Below are 20,037 nucleotides of genomic sequence, written 5' to 3' on the forward strand. Positions count from 1 at the left end.
ACTAAAGAATACCATATTCGTGTGTTTACTCCTAAGAAGATGCTACTTCTATTACGATTCGGAATTGAAAAGGTTTCGGAAAAAACAATCCATATAATTAAAAATCACACAATCCGCAAGTGGATATATTTACTCATAAATATCTCATTTTTTGGTTTCATCAATCCCATACAGGGTATAAAAGACTATAAATAACAAGCTTTTCCCCTCTTAAAGCCAGGAGTGAACAGACACATGAGTACAATAGACATTTTCAAGAAGGAACTCGTATTACTGAAAAGCGAAATGAATCGCTGTAAGAATGAAAAGATAAAAAAACAAATCTTTAATGATATCCTTCTCATCCAGAATGCAGTCCAGAACTTACTTTAATCTGCTCATAAATTAGATTCCAGCTGCTTTCTTTCCTCACTTGAAGAACAAAAAACCAGCATCCATTGGCTGAAATACTGGTTTTAGAAGTTATCTTCAAGCTTACTTTAATTTCCTGGCATTTCCCGGAATGGCCCCTATAATATCCCTGTTTTATATTATATCGTTTTTCTTAATTTCGCGGAATTAGATACCTGTAACTTGGATCAAATAGTTTATCAAAAAGAAACGGAATAAACCTTTAGTAACAACCTTCTTCAACCGTTAGTTTAAGTATCTAAAGAAATTTTTAATTGCATCCATACGTATCTTATGACTACAATCCTCGCAACAAAAAATCTTAGCCTTATTTTCCTTAAATTGTTTATAATTTAGTGAACCTTCGTATACTCTGAAAATCCTTTTACAACTATAACAAAGTACCTCATAGTAAATCATTAAATCCTCCTAAGCGTCACATTACTTTTTAGTTGATTTATCGAAGATTGTAACCAATTCCCTAGTATATTCCTGAACATCTAAATGAGGCTTTCTCGTTAATTCAAGGGTGAACCCGTCAATGGCACTTCTTATTGTTAACGCCATCACCCTTGCTGATGATCTGGTGAATTCTCTGAAAACTCCTTCCTGCATCCCTAGGGTAAGAATATTTTCAATCGGAAGTAGAATAGCTTCATCATGGTCTGCTGCAAACTGAAGTTTACCATCAGCAGTTCTCTTATTTGAAACCGTTTCAATAACAGCGAAAACATGCTGACGATTTTCATCTATAAATGTAAGGTTGGATTCAATATACACCCGAAGCATGTCTTTAGGAGACTTTTGAGCTTCTATTCTTGGAGCAATATAGGCTTGCCAAGCCAAATAGTATTCGATAGGTATTTGCTCCAATAAGTCCTCTTTATTTGCAAAGTGATAAGAAATAACCCCCTTACTGATATTTGCACGCTTTGCAATTTGTCCTATAGAGGCTTGAGCGTAACCTACTTCTGCGATTGTTTCAATCGCACATTCCACAATTTGAGCTCTGCGGGCTTTTTCGATGAATGATAATTCTTTTTGGTTAGTTGGTTTGTTTTTTTTACTCATGTACTTATTTTAGTACAGTCGTACAAACAATTCAAACAAAAAAAACCATTTAGTTGAAGATTATCTAAATGGTTTTATGCAAATATCCTGCACCATTAGTTCAATAATACCTTACTCCATAATCTGGCCCGATTGTTGAACACAAGTTGAACATCGATCTTCAACTAAACTGCCCCTTTTATGGAATAAGAAAAACTACCGATTCAGCAGCTGATCTTGTATATAAGCACCAAATAGTTTAAGTACAATACTTTACAATTAAATAATTTTACCTTTCTTGTCTGGAAGGAAATATCTTATATCATCTTGTTTTCTAAGTTTTTATTTTTCTAATCTTAATATCCGAGCAATGTATAAGTATCTTTGTTTGTGAAAATAAAAGAATTTCATGTTGCAATTTCCTTTTACTCAACGGAAGGATTTCATCGTAGCCCCAATCATCAAGTCCTTTTCTACCACCGAAGACAATTTCATTAGGCTTATTACCATCAACATTTCTTTTAATATCAAAATCCATTAAGAACTTACGAACGTTTAACCATTGTATTTCATATATCCCCGCACCCTCTTCATATTGCTCAATGACCATTTTAATTGTGGTCGGGTCCTTTGCTTTCCCATTCTCTTGATTCAAAACCGTAAGAGAAACAACTTTACCATCATGGAATGAGTTTTTTTAAAAAATTTGATGTCTCTTTATTAAACCTGGGTAATAGTCTTTTTCATTCCTTTACATAGCCCATTACATCCCAATGGTCATCATCTACAAAATACTTCATTGAAAATTTCTCCTCTACCTATTCAAATTCCTTATCGAATACTATCTCAGAAAATGGTCCGATTGTGGAATTAAGAAAAACAACACTCTTCAACAAGCCTGCCCCTGTTGTTAAATAAGGAATATAGGCTTCCAATATACTCGTGCTCTCCATGTCTCCATGAGTACAGTTATGTAGTTTAATCAAATCCACTAGCGAATATTTATGTCAATTAAATGTTGAACACCCCTAATTCTACCAATTTTTCCAACTTGTATCATTAAGAACCTTAACTTAAAGCGGTTCCAGGCACCGGAAATTATACTGCTTGTTCAAGTGGAATAAAATGAAACCTTCTAATTGGTTAATACTCCCTATATAACCTAGTCTTTCATGACATTCCTCTTATATACAGTATAAATATAGATTGGTATATTCAAATTATTCCAAAAAATGAAAGGGGTTCGAAATGGAAAAATGGTATAACAAATTTATAGTTTTCTTCACTGCTCTAGTAATGGCTTTGGGACTGTACGCAGATCCAGCAGGTGCTGTTTCTAATTTAGCGAGCCCCGTCGCTGAAAGAGGTTTATCTGTTGAGATTGAGGAAGCGACGATATTTGAATTGCAGCATGAGATGCAGAAGGAGGAGTTAACCTCTGAGGAATTGGTTCAATTCTATCTCAATCGAATTGGGGAGTACGATGACAGCATTAACTCCATCATTACGGTTAACGAAAATGTATTAGAGGAAGCGAAACAACTAGATAAAGAGCGTAAAGCGGGAAACGTTCGCGGTCCCTTGCATGGAATTCCGGTTATATTAAAAGACAACTATGATACATACGATATGCAAACCACTGCAGGATCCCTGTCACTTGAAGGTTCCATCCCTCTAAAGGATGCCTATCAAACAAAAAGATTAAGAGATCAAGGTGCAATCATCTTAGGGAAAGCGAACCTGCATGAATTTGCTTTCGGATTCCAAACAATTAGTTCCCTTGGTGGACAAACCTATAATCCATATGATTTAACAAGATACCCAGGTGGTTCAAGCGGTGGTACGGCAGCAGCGGTTGCTTCCAACTTTGCCGCTGTCGGATTAGGGACAGACACTGGTGGATCCATCCGAATACCATCGTCCTTTAATAATCTGGTTGGACTTCGCCCTACTATGGGACTTGCCAGCCGAGATGGAATCATTCCACTTGCACTATCACAGGATGTCGGCGGACCGATGGGACGTACGGTTGAAGATGTGGCTGTTGTGCTCGATGCAATTGCTGGCTATGACCCAGCAGATCCAGTTACTGAAGCGAGTATCGGGAAAGTTCCAAAAACCTATACTCATTATCTTAAGAAAAATGGATTAAAGAAAGCTCGGATAGGCGTTATTCGCGACCTGTTTGGGAATGATCCTGAAGTCAATAAAGTGATGGATCAAGTGATTGCGGACATGGAAGCGCTTGGAGCAGAAGTGTTCGAGGTAACAATTCCCAGTCTTAGTCCAATTCTTTCTTATCCAAGCTTAAGCGGATACGAATTTAAATTTCAGTTAAATGATTATTTGGCTGGCCTTGGGCCGGATGCACCTGTAAGAACCTTATCAGATATTATCGAAAGCGGGAAGTTCCATCCAAGTTTGGAAAGTGGATTAAAATCCCGAAATGAAAGAGAATCATTAGAAAATGATGAGGAATACCATGACATTATTACCAATCGTCCTAAAATGGCAAGGGAAAGCTTAATGGTAACGTTTAATGAACATGACCTTGATGCACTACTCTATCCAACTTCGAGTGCTTTACCGGCACAGGTGGGCAAAAGCCAAGGTGCAGGGAATGCTAATCGCTTAAGTCCTTATTCAGGATTTCCTGCAATCTCGGTTCCTGCCGGCTTCAGTGACAACGGCCTTCCAGTCGGGCTAGAGCTGCTAGGAAAAGAATTCGACGAGCCAACTTTGATTAAACTAGCCTATGCTTATCAAGAAGGAACTAACCATCGAATAGCGCCTGAACTAAAATAAGAATCTTCAAAGAAAAGAGGCTATCTTCAATAAAGAAGAATCGCTTTTTCCTAAACATAAGAATAGGGATTGCTGCAGCGATCCCCCTTCTCTTAACATTAGCACCCGTTGAATAAGGAAAAGGCGCTCATTCTTATTGAATAATCGAGGTAAAAGCTGCCTGATTAGCAGCTGATCATGAACGTAAGCACCAGGGTATACTGCCCTTCAATTAAAAAAAGATCCCTCTTTGATCTAAGTTTGACAAAAGATAAAATGATCATTAGGATTCCAAACGTGCAGATAATCTGCATTGTACCCACGCAGCCACAACACGCCGTTAATTCGTCTAAGATAAAAGCCTTTTGGAAAATCAGCGTCTTCAGATAGTGTCTCCGAGGCTATTGTGATAGAGCCAGATGGAGCTTCATTCCGCTGCAAAGAATTCCCCGAATAACCCTCAGGCTGATCCAGATATTCCAGTCTTAGATAAGGTCCCAGTTCAAGCGGACACAATTCCAAACCTAGTTCGTTCGCTTTTTTAAAGAGTTGATCCGTAGTAGCTCCATCAGGGAAGCCAAGATTGCCTGCCGTTAGTTCTACGGTCTGAAGGTTGTACTTTGTATCAGAGCTAGTAAATTTATCATCAGCTAATAGTTTTTCTGCATACTCATTCATCAAGATAGAGTATTGTTGCAATTTCTGGATAAGCTGCGATTTCGTAAGTCCACCAACTTCTATTTTTCTGGTAATAACTTTAGAGTGTATTTTCTCATTTTCAAAACGCAATCGCAGTCACTCCTAACATAGTGGCACATTTGCAGAAACGATACCATGACTACATATATATATTCTGCAATCACCAATAAATTCCCTAAATAAACCGGTTCCCGTTGTGAAGTACAAATGTCTAACCCCTTGAAAATCTCCGATAAAATAAAGAATTAATGAGTGTAAATTCGAATATTTGTGTTTAGCCCTCAATTATAAAGTTAATTTCCCACCATGATAACAATAGTAATTTTCAGCTTTAAGATTTTTAATCTTTGTCAAAGACTGTTCTGCTTTCTCAACATTTAAACAAAATTGTGGATTAGCAATGACTAATTCATCATTCTCTTTAACAGCTGCATCACCTGTAATTACACTTTTTAAACTTGGAAAATATAATGAAATATGCCCTGAAGTATGCCCTGGTGTTGATATTACTTTACATTTATTATCTAAAATCATATCACCATCATTTACCTTTTCATCAATTGAAACATGCTTTAAATTCTTTAATTGCTGTATAAACCATTTACCAAATTCCATTTCTTCATTTGGCATATTTTCTAGCATTTCTTCTGCTTGAACCAATCTCTCTGACTTTATTTCACCACTAATGTACTTTGATTCAATTTCACTAGCTATAATGTTAATCCAAGGACACCTTTCTTTAAAATCATATAAAGAACCTATATGATCATCATCATAGTGGGTAATGATTATATTCTTTAAATTCTTTATTTCATGTCTATTTTTTAAAATTTCATTTTCGATTAAAGTAAAAAAATTTGTATACCCTGTATCGACCAAGGTTAGTTCATTATTCAATATAATTAAGCTAGGATAAATGTAATTTTTTTGCCCATTAGATTCAAATTCAATTGGTAGTTCTATTATCTTCATTTTTCTTCCTCCATAGTTTCCTATATAATTTCATCTTTTCTCCCTCGTTAACTCAAGCCGGTCACTTCTTATTTCTGGAAGTGAAATTCTTTAGTACAGCCCTGGCACTAAATCTCTTTTACCATTTTTAGAACTTCAGTTTCGCAGTAAAATGCTTATAGAAATTTACTGCACTATGATCCCTGGCAAAGTTTAGGGCGAGTTTATTGTACCTTTTTAATGCGCCCATTCTTCTGCCTTCTCCATTTTTTTGAGGATCAAGCCAACCTAATAGGCAAATCGTGTTGAAAGACTTAAAAGAAAATCTTTATTTGTCTCTTTAAATGGACTGATATTCATATTATTCCCCTTTATAATTGAAGTTTTTATCTATCAAGATTAATAATTCTTCTCTCTTTAAAACAATCCCTTTTTCCACTAACCTGCCGCTTTCTTCACTTAATTGGCATTACATCTAGTGGCAGAACGCCATCCTGAATCCAATTTTCAATTATTCCATTGAAGTAATCAGGATTAGCTAATGAGATTCCGTGACCAGCATTAGGTATGATTATTCCTTCACAATTAGAATTATGTAAAACAATGTCTGCTGCTGATTTTTTCATTATTACCTTTTCTCTTTCACCAACAGTCACTAATATTTTACACTCCGCTTTTTCGAAGCCTCTTGGTATCTCAAAAGACATGTTCTCTTCCAATATCCTAATAAGTGTACCTGATTTCATTAAAGAACTTTCTTTATAATAGGTTTCAAAATATTCTTCATCGAGATAAAGTGCTTTAGCTTGAAGTTTTGAAAATAATTTATTCTTAATGAGTGGAAATGTTAATTTAATTGAAGGAGCAATCATTGTTTTTATATATGGAGAAGGCCTAACTAACGCACTATTTATGATTGCATAATTAACCATACTGGGTTTCATACTCAGCATCTGAACTATAACTTGTGCTCCCAAAGAGAATCCGATGACAATTACCTCTTTTTCAAAAGCCTTTTTTTCTATTATTTCAATAACCCTCTCAGCACTATATTTAATTGTAAAATCCCCTATATTATCATCGTTGCTTTTCCCTTGTTCTGGTAAGTCTATTGCAAGACAATGATAATGACTAAAGTGTTTAATCTGTTTATTCCACATCCAACTACTTACACCACCTCCATGCAAAAAGACCATTAATGAGGCATTTTTATCTCCATACTCGTGATAATATAGACTCAAACGTATCCACCTCTCTAAATGAATATTGCTCATCCTGCTCTTTTAATTTGAAGAAGAAAAAAGCTGCTCGATTAGCAGCTGATCTTGAACATAAGCCCACTTCTCAATTACACAAATATAGGAATCAATAAACTAATTGCAAAGAAGATATATGCTATCTGGGTGATGGTATACATTGTAAGTTCATAGGATGAAAGTTTCCTTTGTTTTTTGGTTTTTCCAAAAGCCGAAGGTAGATAGAAGAACTAATAATAAGTATTACAATGGAAATTGTACGTAAGATTTCTGCATAAAATATCAAGACCCCTCAACTCCTTTTTATACACCCTCAGTGAGTAGCAATAGTCCATTCATTTCATTCACTAAATCTCTGTTTGTTTAAGTAGACACATATTTCACATCCAAATTATAACATTATTCTTCCGCTAAACTGCCCCGTTTGACATGAAGAAAGCTGCCTTAGAGAATGGCAGCCTTATAGAGGATTTTTGTGATAAATAGAGAATTACCCTTCTTATAGAAAAAAATTTAAGAACCTTGACTCCTAATTTTCCCTTCATGTCATTGACCATTTCGATTTTGTTCTTTTCATCTCTTTGTTAAGATTTTTTTATAAATAACCAATGTTAGCCTTCCACTACTCCCCCAAGGTCCGTCCCATATAAAACTCTATGTTTACACTTTTTTGAAAGTCAGTATAGTTACTATATTTATAAGTTGTATAAATTGGCAAAAGAGGTGAAGCCCGATGAAATTAAGGGAGCACAGAAGCTTTGTTCGTTTTTGGATTGCCTCGACAACTTCAAGCTTTGGCACATATATTACAACTCTCGCTCTTCAGGTATTAGTGGTTGGTAATATGGGAGGCAGTGCTGTTGATGTTGGCTGGGTTTCAGCATCTAGATGGCTTCCGTATGTACTGTTGGGATTAATAGCGGGGGTTTTGGTTGATCGCTTTCACCGAAAGACTGTATTGGCGGTAACAGATATGGGGCGCAGCATTATACTTGCCTTCATTTGCTTAATGTCTATCACAGGAGTAATCAGTATTGGCTGGCTAATGTTCCTGCTGGTGCTCTTTGGTGCTTTGTCTCTTTTTAATGATACTGCCTACCAGTCCTTTGTGCCACAAATCGTCCCTCGTCATTTATTAACACGTGCAAATGCACGGTTAGAACAAAGCTCAGCTGTCGCGGAAACGAGCGGTCCAGCCATTGGAGGTGGACTCGTCTCATTGATCGGTGCACCATTTGCCCTTCTTTTTGATGCCTTATCGTATTTGTTTTCAGGTGTATTAATGGCATCGATTAAACACCAGCCCTCAAAAAAAGTGAAGACTGGACCACTTGGTCAGCAAATCAAGGAAGGTTTGCGATGGGTCTATCAACACCAATACCTTCGTACACTCGCTTTAAACACGCACGCCTGGTTTCTCTTCCATAGCATGACCATGACGATCCTAGTATCCATTTTTTTAATTGAGCTTGGCTTCGATGCCTCACTCCTTGGGTATGTCCTCGCCGCTGCAGGTGTTGGTGCTGTCGCAGGAACCTCTTTATCTCCTCAAGCCGGTGTGTGCTTTGGCGTCGGACGTGCAATGGCTTTTTCTCGAATTCTCTATGCTCCAGCAGTTATCTTGATGGCTCTAGCTCCAGCAACTAACAACTCCGATTCGCAGTACATAGCTCTCATTTTTGTGATTGTGGGGCAGCTCTTTTACGGCTTTGCCATGGGAATCGAAGGTCCTCTTGAAATGGGATATCGACTGTATGTCACGCCATCTCACCTGCAAGGTCGTATGAATGCCACACTTCGATCCATCAATCGTAGTGCAGTCGTTATCGGCGCTCCACTAGGAGGTACCCTCGCTGACGGACTAGGTTTCATAACGGCTTTATGGATTTCAATAGCTGGACTAGCTTTATGCGGACTGTGGTTCAGTCTTTCATCGATGCGAAATGCTCGAATAGAAGATGACGAAATCTAAAATGCATTAAAATAAGAAGATTTGACTGACTACATAATAAAAATATAAAACATCGGTTAATATAAACAAGTTTTTATTCGTAACTTATTCATTATTGGCTTTTGATTTTTTCGCTAACCTGCCCCTTTTATAGAATAAGAAAAAGCTACCTGTTTCGGCAGCTGATCTTGAATTGACAATGCATTTACCTACATCAATTTTGATATAAACATTGTGGCAATTCCAAAGTAAATGAGTAATGAGAGTATGTCATTTAGTGTTGTAATCAATGGACCTGAAGCCACGGCAGGGTCAATATTTAATTTATAAAGAATGATTGGTATGATAGTGCCAGCTAAAGTTCCAATGATCAGTGTCATAACCAAAGAGCTTCCAACCACTACCCCTAAAACGGCATTTCCTTGCCAAACGAGCGCAATGATGGATATTAATATTCCGCAAGTAAATCCAATGATCAGACCGACTTTTAACTCTCTAAAAATAAGCCTGAAAACCACCCCTTTGTCAATATCACGGGAAACCAGCCCTCTTACGACAACAGCTAAAGATTGGGTGCCTGTATTTCCTGTCATACCTGCTATCATTGGCATAAAGAATGCTAAAGCCACCGCTTTTGACAGCGTTTCTTCAAAACCGCTAATTATTGTTCCGGAAACTATACCAATAAATAAAAGTAAAATGAGCCAGGGAAGACGGCGATAGGCAGCAACAAATGCCTTCGTCTCAAAATCAATGGCTTTACCTGATGCTGAAAGCTTCTCAATATCTTCATTTGCCTCTCTTATAACCACATCAATAATATCGTCTACTGTCACAATCCCTACCAGCTGGTTATTACTTTCCACAACAGGAATTGCCAAGAAATCATATCGCTCAATCATGCGGGCTACTTCTTCCTGGTCAGAATCCGCTGAAACAGAAATGACTCGGCTATACATAATATCGTGAATTTTTTCCTTTTCATCGGCCAGGATTAAATCCCGATAGGATACAACTCCAACAAGCTTCTTATCATGATCAATGACATATAAGTAATTTATGGTTTCTGAGTATTCAGCAAACACTTTAAGTTTGTCTACTGTTTCTCGAACAGTGAAATGCTGAGGTATCCAGACAAAACGGTTAGTCATCAATCGCCCTGCCGTTTCAGGAGGATAGTTCATGATGTTTTGAACAATTTGGGACTCTTCCTCCTTCATACCTGAAAGGAGTTCCTCTAATTTGTCAGGGGATAAGTCTTCAAGTAAAGAAGCCAAATCATCATTTTCCATTAAGTCCATAACGTGCCCTGACTTTTCTAATCCTAATTTAGTGAGAATCTCCAGCTGATATGGTTTTTCCAGCTCCTGTATTAAGTCAGCGATTTGTTTAGGAGAAAGCAATAACAGGAAGCGTGTGTGATGTTTTTCTGGGAGTCCCTCGAATACTCTTGCAATATCATAAGGCTGGAGTTCTTCTAAGATTCCATGAAATTCTTCCTTTTTTCCTTCTTTTAAAGACTTTATGATTTGAAGAGTTATTTGATCTGCTGGCATATTTATCTTCATTTTTTGTCACTCCTTCTGTAAGGAACAAGGGATCATGTCCCTTATCATATTCTGTTAGATGCATTCTATTTTCATGATGTTTTGAGCAGGGGTCATTTTCCATTACTCCTCACCTCCCGGAAAGATAAAAAAACACCTTCATTTTCGAATGAAGGTGCAGGTTTAAAGATGACAAAAATAAGAATAACAAACAACCTGGTTATTCTGTTCCTCCATTCGTAGAGCTTTAGCACTGTGTGGCATAGGACAAAGCCAGCTACATTAAAAACCACCTTAAGTCGATGGTTTCTGTTGACCCATTGGCGTCTTTCGACATTTTTGGGCAGCAGCATATCTCCAACACAGGAGCCTCACCTAACGAGGATATTCAGTTTACAAAATTCAATCTAATGGATTTTTCATTAAAAGTAAACACTTTTTATAAAATTATCTGTTTCTAATTCTTTCTAATTGAGCGTATCATAGCATTCTTTTATAATTCTCTGGACCTGTCCCTGCCAGGAAAAATATATTTTTCCCCTTTTTCATAAAGCAATAGAAACTTTCTTATAAAGTTGAGACGGGGGACAATGTAAGAAACGATTATTGCCGAAACAATGCTTATTAGCGCTCCAGCCAAGACATCTGCAGGATAGTGTACCCCCACCCATATACGGGAAACGCCAACCAAAAGGGCAATGATGATCCAAAGGTATCCCCATCTTTTTTGATAGATGAAAAAAGTCGTACAAAATGCAAAGAATAAAATGGTATGGTCACTTGGAAAGGAATTATCTACTGCTTTCTCTATTAATTTGTTTACATTAGACAATTCTGCAAATGGCTGATTGTTTGAATGCAACTTTCCAGCAATTTTACCGATAATCTCAGCCATGATAAAGGCGGCAGCAGCCGAGATGATCATAAACCTGTTTTCTTTTCTCCTGGTAAACCAGAAAATTAAAGCCATTAATCCAAGGACAAATACCATATACTCGGCTAAAAATATGAAAGTATGGTTTAAATATGTATGTTCTTTACCAAAGTCATTAATGATCCTAAACAGTTCCACGTTCATTTGAGATAAATCCATAATATATACTCCCTTCCTGTTTTATCACTATGAAAGAAGTATAGACAATCTTTTATTAGTTAAAAATCGATTTATCTTACATGAATCTAACAATTATGTAATATGAAAGCAGCTGGTGAAGTCAGTGAACTGGACTTTAGGGATGATCAAAACAAAACGTTTTGAGTAAAGTCTCTTCTAGTTATTTATCTAACCGCCCCGTGAGTTTCAGAAAACTTCACATTTTTTTAATCAAAAAAGACCCTTCAATATAATTAATGAAGGGTCTCTATAAATGTTATGAAAATCTTTCCGGAGGATTAAGTGCGTATTCCGGCTGTTAATGAAAAGTAACACTTACACCGCTTCACTATCCCATTTCTTCTCTTCCTGCACAAAAAGCAATCCAAGTTCATGATGGTCGCCCTCATAAAGAGCGCGCTGGACGAACCGCACCTGGCCGTTCACATCAAGAACCTCAAGTTTGCAGTGAGCCCCGTTCTTTTGCAGCGCTTCATAGAAGCCTTTTTCATTATGGATCTTCACACCATTGACTTTTGTAACAACCTCTCCCACTTGCAGAGACATTTTATAAGCTGGTGAATCCGGAACTACTCCAAGCACCATGATTCCCTGATTGCGCATGGAAAAGTAAGACGGTGCCTGGTCCTCTGCCATTCTCTGGCGGAGAGAGATGAATTCACGCCCGATGATAGCCAGTGCGGCTGCACCCACAGAAGCAAGCGGATACCAGTAGCCTGCAGATGAAATCAGCAAAAGAAGTACGCCAAACACGCAGATTCTTTGTCCGAGCAATGCTGTTGCCTCTTTAGGAAGCGTGCCCTGAATCCGCTGGTAAAAGCCGATCGAAAAAGGGACAAGAATGAGCGAATACGTTTCCCCGCCGATTGGAATCACTGGCCACCAATCAAATGGCAGCTGCAGTGCCTGACCGGGAATAAGCAAAAACACAGGCACCATCCAGATTCTTTTTGATTCATGAATGCCGATCGTCTGGCCCCGTTTACTCTTTACAAGCCTGGGAGATGTCCCTTTCCGGCCGTTTCTTATAATCAGGAAGCCTTCTGCAATAACAAGAAGAGCCAGGAGAACAGCGATGGACGGAAAGATGGAAGAGTCAAGGTCCGCTGCCGACTGGGCGAATGATGGCAATGGCCATTTCTGTTCAGCAGCAAACATTGTTGCGAAAAATGCAAAGCCCAGCGTATAAACAGGCGCCATCCATCTCACTTTTGCCGTAAAGCTCCACAGGAACGTAAGAGCAGCAGTAAGAACAATCGTTTCCACTGGTACGACAAGTCCTGCTCCAACCATCACAACACTCACTGATAGACCTGCCAGGATACCCAGAGGCAGGAGCTGCCTCAGCTCAAAATAAGCATTTTCCGCACGAACAGAAAAGTTTTTGCGCTCACGCCTTACACGGGAAACCCCCAAATATGCAGCTACAAAAAACAGGTAATAAAATACCGGATTCAGCAGCAGCTTTCCTGTTCCTTTTAAAAACTCAAAAATCCACTCCTCTATCAAACTTGCCACCAGCCTCTATTAATAAATTCTCATGAATTATGTAACAAACAGAAAACTCTATTACTCTATATTCTACCAAAAGCGCCTTCCAAAACCTATCACAATCTGGCTCAAATACAAAAATAGCAGAAGGAAAATCCCTTCTGCTAATGAAAGTTTACATTCGACAAAATTCGCTATCTTGCAATATATCTCAGAGCCGTTTGCAGCTGAAGGTCATTCTGCTCTTTCCTCATTTCCTCGATGGCGGCCTGTTCAAGCGCTGCTGCTGTTTTCTTGTCTATCCGGCCGGATGCTTCAAGCTCTTTTTGCTTCTGAAATGCTTTTACAGCGGCTGCAGTGGAATCATTGAAGTAGCCATCTGTCCTTCCTGGAGCATATCCAAGGCCCGCCAGAATTCCCTGTGCATTCTTCACCATTTCATTATTCATATCGATTGTCAAAGGCTTCTCCACCTGCAAAGGATGTGTTTGGTAGATGTCTGGCTGTTTAACCTCGAGAGTTGGCTTGATTCCCTTGTTATGGATCCAGTTTCCGTCAGGTGTCAGCCATTTAAACAAAGTAAGCTTGATATTGCTGCCATCTCCCATCGGAACAGGCTGCTGAACAGTGCCCTTCCCAAATGAGTTCTCACCGATTATGGCGTACCCTTGAGCTTCCTTTAAAGCGCCGGCAAGAATCTCCGATGCAGATGCACTCCCTTTATCAACAAGTACAGCAATCGGATAGCTTTTAGGCTTTTCAAGCGTGGAGAAATACCTCATTTTTTCTCCATCCCGTTTTTCTATCTGCAGATATGGCTTATCAGCCGTAACCAATTCCTTCAGGATTTCCTGTACTGATGTCAGGAGGCCTCCGGGATTTCCGCGCACATCGATTACAAGGCCCTCAATCCCCTCTTTCTCCATTTCACTCAGCTGTTTGGCAAATTCCTTGGATGTCTCTTCGGAAAAGGAGGTGATTTCCAGATATCCTACATTCTTTCCTCTTTGCTTCTTGATTTCCGAGTATACTGTAATTTGTGGAATCTCATCTCTTTTTACCTCTACCTTTAAAGGTTCCTTCAGTCCCTGGCGCGCAATTTCAAGCTCTACCTTTGTTCCTTTTTTCCCGCGGATCTTCATGGTAGCTTTATATAAATCAAGACCCTCCACACTTTCCCCATCCACTTTTAAAATTTCATCTTTTGGCTTAAGCCCTGCTTTTTCAGCTGGCGAATCTTTAAACGGTGCAACAATGATGATCTTACCTTCCACCATGCTGACTTCTGCCCCGATTCCTTCAAAAGAAGATTCCAGTGTATCACTGAATTGTTTTGCTGTTTCTTCATCCATATAAACAGAGTAAGGATCTTCAAGGGTTGCAAGCATGCCCTGGATGGCTCCCTCCACGAGCTGCTTTTCCTCTACTTTTTCCACATAGCTATTTAAGATTAACTGATAGGCCGTTTCCATCTTTTCGATTTCCTCTTTTTCAATTTGTGTTCCGTTTTCCTTAGAATCTATTAATTGATTTCCTGCCCCTGTCTGCGGAGCTTCCTTTGCCAGCCACTGCATGCCTGCATATGTACCGCCAGCTCCTGTCAGCAAAGATCCCGTCATCAGAACGGCGATCCATTTTCTGCTCATCTTCATCTCCCTTTCTATTTTGCAGCGGTCTCTTAGGCCTTTATAGTAACTTTCCATCATGAATGATGAATGACCTTGCTCATCACATCCTATGCAGGATAAGGACAAGTTATGTTTTCAATAATCAGGTTAGGCATATGCACAATATCTCAATTTAAGAATATATTAAGGGGATTTTCACATAAAGGATGTGTGCAAATGTTCTATCCCATCAAAGAACTTCAATATAATTGGTGTATGCTAAAAAGCTCCAGGAGCTGATTTGCGGACAATTTTGGGAAATGTCTGTGGCCATGCAGTATTTATTTCAAGGCTGGGGTGCACGAAAGTATGGTAAATATCGGGATTTATTAATGGATACGGGGACCGAAGAATTGGCCCATATTGAAATGCTTGCCACCATGATTGCCCGCCTGATGGATGGAGCTCCTGTAAAAAAGAGCAGGAAAAAGCTGCCCAGGATCCGCTTCTTGCTGCGATTTTGGGCGGAATGAACCCGCAGCATGTGATTGTTTCCGGTCTTGGTGCCATGCCTGTCAGTAGTGTCGGGGTCCCTTGGCAGGGTGGTTACATCGTAGCCAGCGGAAACCTGCTGGCTGATTTTCGTGCAAACCTGAATGCCGAGTCCCAGGGACGTCTGCAGGCTGTCCGTCTGTATGAAATGACTGATGACCGCGGTGTCAAGGAAATGCTGGCCTTCCTAATTGCCCGTGACCGCATGCATCAAAACCAATGGCTTGCTGCGATAAAAGAGCTTGAAGCCCAGGAAGGGAAAACCGTGCCAAGCACATTCCCGAAGGAGCTTGAAAAAGAAGAGTTTTCCTATGTATTTATGAACCTTTCAAGAGGAGATGAAAGCAGCCAGGGCCGCTGGGCTCAAGGACGGAGCATGGATGGCCAGGGAACCTTCCAATACATGCAGGAAGTTCCGCCTTTTGCTCCAGCACCTAAGCTGAAGCCGGCTCCTCCATATATTCATGACACTCCTCCAAGCGTAAAATAAAACGCTGTTAATAGGATAAAAGACCTGCTTTACGGGTAAAAGAAAAGTGGAAGAAGCTTAGCTCCTTCCACTTTCACTATTTTTTATAGAGGCACAATGCCTACAGGATTAATCGCATTTGATTTTGCTGCATTCCAAGAACCTCTGTGAAGTTCAAAGTGCAGATGCTGGCCATAAGATTGTCCAGTATTACCCATGATACCGATTTGCTGGCCTTTAGAAACAGTCTGGCCAGAGCCTACAGAACGGCTTCTCATATGAGCGTATACAGTTGTGTAAGTTTGTCCGCCAATAGAATGAGCAATAAATATTGCATTTCCATAACTGCTGGAATAGTATGAACGGATTACGACACCATCTGCAGCTGCCACAATTGGCACTGTACCGCCTGATGCTATATCAACACCATAGTGCTCGCCTAATGAACGGCCGCCAAAACCTGAAGAAAGTCTTCCTGCAGCCGGTTTTGTCCAGGCTCCGCTTGATACTGAAGGTGGTGTAACCTGCGGGCTGCTTGATGAACCGCTGTCAGATGATGAGCTGCTTCCTGCTGATGAACTTCCTGCTGATGAAGAGCTGCTCTTTTTAGCCGCTTCCTGAGCAGCTTTCTGTTTTGCCAATTCAGCTTGTCTTGCTGCCTCAGCTTGTCTTTCCTGCTCAAGCTTGATCGCTTTTTGAATTGCTGCTTCCTGGGCTGCAAGAATTTCATTTTCTTCTGCTAATTCAAGTTTATGAGCATGCATTTCCTCTTCTTCATGCTTTAGGGATTTAAGCAGTTTATCTTTCTCTGCCTTTTGGGCATTTAAGCTCTTTTTCATGCTTTCAAGCTCGGCACGCATCTTTTCTAAAGAGGCAAGCTCTTCTTTTACCTGAGCCTGTTTTTTCTCCAGCTCGTCTTTATCCGCCTGATGCGCTTTTAAAATATCCTGGTCAGCTTCTACGATTGTTGCAACTGCTCCAACGCGCTCAACAAAGTCTCCAAAGCTTTGCGCGCCCATTAAAACATCAATATAGCTCACCATTCCGCCAGTTTCCTGATAGTTGCGGGCGCGATCTTTTAATAGTTCATTTCGCTTTTTGATGCGCTCTACTAATACTTCAATTTCGGCTTCTAATTTTTCAATTTCCTTTTTTGTTTCTGCAATCTGGCCGTTTTTCTCTTCAATCTTTGCTAAAGCATCACTGATCGCTTTATCAAGGCGCTCAATCTCACTTTGTACAGACTGCTGCTCGCCCTGATTTTCGTTAATCTTTTTATCTGTATCGGTAATCTTCGATTCTACTCCTGAGCGCTGCTGGTTAATTTTGTCCTTTTGGCTGTTTAGATCGTTTAGTTTATTTTCTGCAGACGCCTTTTCAAGAGGCAGTCCGACTGTTGCGCTGCCAAATCCCAAAATGGCAGCCAATGATAATGTGATGATGGATTTCTTCAATTTTCCGATTTCTCCTTTCAATGAACACCATATGTACAGGTCAATCGTTCTATTTTTTTAACTATCTCTGAAACATTTAACACTGCTGAATCGTCTATTATTATGAGGCTTGAAGGCGCCTGGACAGGTTCCCCCCGCAGGGCCTTCTAAGCTGGTTTTATACTTTCAGGAACTTTCTGACTGACATCAAGCTTCCCCATACACCAATAAGTGCACCCATCAGGATAATAAGTCCGGAGATCTGATAGACAAACGGACTAAATTCCAGCAGCTTGATAAAGTGTCCTTCAAGCTTTGGCGCCAAATAATCAAAGGCATAATAGTAGGCTGTCGAAACAAGTGCAATCGGAATAATCGATCCAAGCAATCCAAGCCATAAGCCTTCCAGGAAGAATGGCCATCTGATGAAGGAATTGGTTGCTCCTACCAATCTCATAATCTCAATTTCTTTTCTTCGAGACATGATCGTAATTTTAATCGTATTTGAAATCAGGAACATAGCAGTAAATAATAGGCCGATAATCAATACAAGGCCAACATTTCGGCCGGCATTGATAAAGTTAAATAGCTTCTCAACCTGCCCCTGGCCATATTTTACTTTTGCGGCATATTCCATTTTTTCAATCTGTTTCGCAGCTTTCATTGTATCTGCCGGGTTTTTCGTCTTTACGATAAATACATCGTTCAGCGGATTATCCTGTTCGAACAGTTTGAAGGCTTCTCCTTCTTCACCAAGGCTGTCTATTAAACTATCAAGCTCTTTTTCCTTAGTTGAATATTCAACTGTTTTAACTTCGGATATTCCTTCGATTTTTTGCCGTAAAACTTCCTGATCCTGCTCATTTGCAGCAACATCGATGTGAACGCGGATTTCCACGTCCTCTTCAATGGTTGTAGCCACCTTGTTGAGATTCATCATAATGACGAAAAATACGCCAACCAAAATGAGCGTTACTGTCACCGCACTTGCCGAAGCAAACGTCATCCATCCATTTCGTCCGAGGCTCTTAAAGCTTTCACGGAAGTGCCGGCCCAATGTTCTAGCTTTCATAGCCGTAATCACCTCTTTGCTCGTCACGCACAATCCTTCCGCCTTCAATGGCAATTACGCGGTGCTTAATCGTGTTAACAATTTCTTTATTATGAGTTGCCATGACCACAGTCGTTCCTCTCGTGTTGATTTCATCGAAAATGTTCATGATTTCCCATGAAGTATCCGGGTCAAGGTTTCCTGTAGGCTCGTCCGCAATCACGACCTTTGGAGAATTTACGATGGATCTGGCGATGGAAACACGCTGCTGCTCCCCGCCTGATAATTCGGTCGGAAGCATTCTTGCCTTATGCTTTAAACCTACAAGGTCCAAAGTTTCCATGACTTGTTTTTTAATATTCTTCGGATGCTCTTCAATAACCTCAAGAGCAAAAGCAACATTCTCATAGACAGTCAGTGTCTGGAGTAGCTTAAAGTCCTGGAAAACGACACCGATTTTACGTCGCATTAGCGGTACCTTTGCATTCTTTAATGTAGCCAGATTTACTCCGTCAATAGTTATCGTTCCGCTCGAAGGCTTTTCTTCCCGGTACATCATTTTGATAAAAGTGGATTTGCCGGCACCACTCGGTCCTACTACATAAACAAACTCACCTTGTTTGATATGCACATCAATCCCGCTGGCTGCTGTAACGCCATTGGGGTATCTCTTATAGACGTCTTTCATATCGATCATATATATCACCTAGCATCTAGTGTGTATTAAGAATTAAATAACAGACGGCTTTTTTCGCTAAAAAACGACATCCTTTCGACATAGAGGATGACAAAATACTTGTAAATACTGCCTAATTAGCCATCTAAAATTCTCACACAACCCATTATAACATCATAAGTTGTCAAAATAACGGAAAAAATTATTACAGTTTCTTTTCAATCCCTTAACTATTGTTACTTTTTTCCTGAGTTTCATTAATATTCTTGGGTTTTATTCGCTCAATCGAAGAATTTTTCCTTCTTTTTGCATATTGCATTCACTCGATATTTGTCACATATTGTCTTTCCTCAGCAAAGCTGTAAAGAAAATAACCTCGTTGTTTTTGCACCTTAATGCAGTCCGTTGATTTGCGCTTCAGTATGCTCGCTTTCCGCGGGGCGGGCGCTGAGCATCTTCGGCGTTTCTCGTCTTGGAGTCTCATCTGTCCCGCTGCTGCTCCGTGGAGTCTCGCACCTTCCGCTCCAATCAAATCAGTAACAGCATACCTAACGATAACAGAAAAAATAAAAACGCCCTGCTGAACAGAACGTTTTTATTTAGAACCCTATTATTTCTTGCCTGCTAGCCAGGATGCTACTGCAGAAGCTTCTTCTCCCTGAAGCAATCCTTTAGGCATAGCTCCTTTACCGTTAGCAATTGTGTTTTCAATATCTTCCTGTGATAGGCTGGCACCAATTTTATCTAGTGCAGGTCCTACACCGCCTTCAAGGTTTGCACCGTGGCAGCTTGAACATTTCTGTTCATAAAGCTTTTGTGCATCACCAGCATCAGCAGTATCAGTCGTTGTTTCACCGCCGCCGTTTGTAGCAGTGTCCTTGTCTTCAGCAGCATCGTCTCCGCCGCCGCAGGCTGCAAGAACTAAAGATGTACCCATCAGTAATGCTAGTAGCTTCTTTTTCACCTATAATTCCCCCTCAGGAAAAAATACTAAGTACAGCTATATTATACCAACA

The 20,037-nt window shown here is 39.8% G+C and carries 17 protein-coding genes, 1 pseudogene and 1 riboswitch; of the genes and pseudogenes, 4 read left to right on the forward strand and 14 right to left on the reverse strand.

Annotation, left to right across the window (positions count from 1 at the left end; genetic code table 11):
- Nucleotides 1-234 precede the first annotated feature (234 nt).
- On the forward strand, nucleotides 235-372 hold the full coding sequence (locus tag A361_RS30065; protein ID WP_019383337.1) for a hypothetical protein: 138 nt from the start codon (nucleotides 235-237) through the stop codon (nucleotides 370-372).
- 264 nt (nucleotides 373-636) lie between these two features.
- On the opposite strand, the gene A361_RS31020 is transcribed toward A361_RS30065, so the two are convergent.
- The 3 genes from A361_RS31020 to A361_RS30070 all read right to left on the reverse strand — a co-directional run bounded on the left by A361_RS31020 (nucleotide 637) and on the right by A361_RS30070 (nucleotide 2,095).
- On the reverse strand, nucleotides 637-810 hold the full coding sequence (locus A361_RS31020) for a hypothetical protein (protein WP_019383338.1): 174 nt from the start codon (nucleotides 808-810) through the stop codon (nucleotides 637-639).
- Nucleotides 811-831: 21 nt separating this feature from the next.
- Nucleotides 832-1,461: a TetR/AcrR family transcriptional regulator gene (locus A361_RS24535; RefSeq protein WP_009331878.1), complete on the reverse strand. Its 630-nt coding sequence runs from the start codon at nucleotides 1,459-1,461 to the stop codon at nucleotides 832-834.
- Between the two features lie 313 nt (nucleotides 1,462-1,774).
- Complete coding sequence (locus tag A361_RS30070) at nucleotides 1,775-2,095, reverse strand: hypothetical protein (protein WP_236887940.1); 321 nt, start codon at nucleotides 2,093-2,095, stop codon at nucleotides 1,775-1,777.
- Between the two features lie 593 nt (nucleotides 2,096-2,688).
- Here A361_RS30070 and A361_RS24545 point away from each other — a divergent pair.
- Nucleotides 2,689-4,245, forward strand: a complete 1,557-nt coding sequence (locus tag A361_RS24545; RefSeq protein ID WP_009331881.1) for an amidase family protein — start codon at nucleotides 2,689-2,691, stop codon at nucleotides 4,243-4,245.
- A gap of 234 nt (nucleotides 4,246-4,479) precedes the next feature.
- Here the strand turns inward: A361_RS24545 and A361_RS24550 are convergent, their stop codons facing one another.
- From A361_RS24550 to A361_RS24560, 3 genes are all read right to left on the reverse strand, one after another.
- Entirely contained in the window at nucleotides 4,480-5,013 is a 534-nt protein-coding gene (locus A361_RS24550; protein WP_019383341.1) for a hypothetical protein, read from the reverse strand.
- Nucleotides 5,014-5,208: 195 nt separating this feature from the next.
- On the reverse strand, nucleotides 5,209-5,895 hold the full coding sequence (locus A361_RS24555) for an MBL fold metallo-hydrolase (protein WP_009331883.1): 687 nt from the start codon (nucleotides 5,893-5,895) through the stop codon (nucleotides 5,209-5,211).
- A gap of 434 nt (nucleotides 5,896-6,329) precedes the next feature.
- Nucleotides 6,330-7,115, reverse strand: a complete 786-nt coding sequence (locus A361_RS24560) for an alpha/beta fold hydrolase (RefSeq protein ID WP_019383343.1) — start codon at nucleotides 7,113-7,115, stop codon at nucleotides 6,330-6,332.
- Between the two features lie 748 nt (nucleotides 7,116-7,863).
- Here A361_RS24560 and A361_RS24565 point away from each other — a divergent pair.
- On the forward strand, nucleotides 7,864-9,102 hold the full coding sequence (locus A361_RS24565) for an MFS transporter (RefSeq protein ID WP_019383344.1): 1,239 nt from the start codon (nucleotides 7,864-7,866) through the stop codon (nucleotides 9,100-9,102).
- Between the two features lie 188 nt (nucleotides 9,103-9,290).
- Here A361_RS24565 and mgtE read toward each other — a convergent pair whose 3' ends face one another.
- The 4 genes from mgtE to A361_RS24585 all read right to left on the reverse strand — a co-directional run bounded on the left by mgtE (nucleotide 9,291) and on the right by A361_RS24585 (nucleotide 14,879).
- Nucleotides 9,291-10,649, reverse strand: coding sequence for a magnesium transporter (mgtE, locus tag A361_RS24570; protein WP_019383345.1), 1,359 nt, complete (start codon nucleotides 10,647-10,649; stop codon nucleotides 9,291-9,293).
- 203 nt (nucleotides 10,650-10,852) lie between these two features.
- Nucleotides 10,853-11,018: riboswitch (M-box (ykoK) riboswitch) on the reverse strand.
- Nucleotides 11,019-11,121: 103 nt separating this feature from the next.
- A complete protein-coding gene (locus A361_RS24575) occupies nucleotides 11,122-11,721 on the reverse strand; it encodes an undecaprenyl-diphosphatase (protein ID WP_019383347.1) in 600 nt (199 codons plus the stop codon).
- Between the two features lie 336 nt (nucleotides 11,722-12,057).
- Nucleotides 12,058-13,251, reverse strand: coding sequence for a PDZ domain-containing protein (locus A361_RS24580; RefSeq protein WP_019383348.1), 1,194 nt, complete (start codon nucleotides 13,249-13,251; stop codon nucleotides 12,058-12,060).
- A gap of 176 nt (nucleotides 13,252-13,427) precedes the next feature.
- Entirely contained in the window at nucleotides 13,428-14,879 is a 1,452-nt protein-coding gene (locus A361_RS24585) for a S41 family peptidase (RefSeq protein ID WP_019383349.1), read from the reverse strand.
- Nucleotides 14,880-15,077: 198 nt separating this feature from the next.
- On the opposite strand from A361_RS24585, the pseudogene A361_RS24590 reads away from it, so the two are divergent.
- Nucleotides 15,078-15,882 (forward strand): annotated as a pseudogene (locus A361_RS24590) (manganese catalase family protein).
- Nucleotides 15,883-15,965: 83 nt separating this feature from the next.
- Here A361_RS24590 and A361_RS24595 read toward each other — a convergent pair.
- The 4 genes from A361_RS24595 to cccB form a co-directional block, all read right to left on the reverse strand.
- Nucleotides 15,966-17,315: a murein hydrolase activator EnvC family protein gene (locus A361_RS24595; protein WP_019383350.1), complete on the reverse strand. Its 1,350-nt coding sequence runs from the start codon at nucleotides 17,313-17,315 to the stop codon at nucleotides 15,966-15,968.
- 157 nt (nucleotides 17,316-17,472) lie between these two features.
- On the reverse strand, nucleotides 17,473-18,366 hold the full coding sequence (gene ftsX, locus A361_RS24600; protein WP_009331895.1) for a permease-like cell division protein FtsX: 894 nt from the start codon (nucleotides 18,364-18,366) through the stop codon (nucleotides 17,473-17,475).
- On the reverse strand, nucleotides 18,356-19,042 hold the full coding sequence (gene ftsE / locus A361_RS24605) for a cell division ATP-binding protein FtsE (protein WP_009331896.1): 687 nt from the start codon (nucleotides 19,040-19,042) through the stop codon (nucleotides 18,356-18,358). The genes ftsX and ftsE overlap by 11 nt, the downstream gene beginning before the upstream one ends.
- Before the next feature lie 589 nt (nucleotides 19,043-19,631).
- Nucleotides 19,632-19,985, reverse strand: coding sequence for a cytochrome c551 (gene cccB / locus A361_RS24610; RefSeq protein WP_019383351.1), 354 nt, complete (start codon nucleotides 19,983-19,985; stop codon nucleotides 19,632-19,634).
- Between the last annotated feature and the right edge of the window lie 52 nt (nucleotides 19,986-20,037).

The organism is Cytobacillus oceanisediminis 2691 (assembly GCF_000294775.2).
In the GTDB taxonomy this organism is placed as follows: domain Bacteria; phylum Bacillota; class Bacilli; order Bacillales; family Cytobacillaceae; genus Cytobacillus; species Cytobacillus pseudoceanisediminis.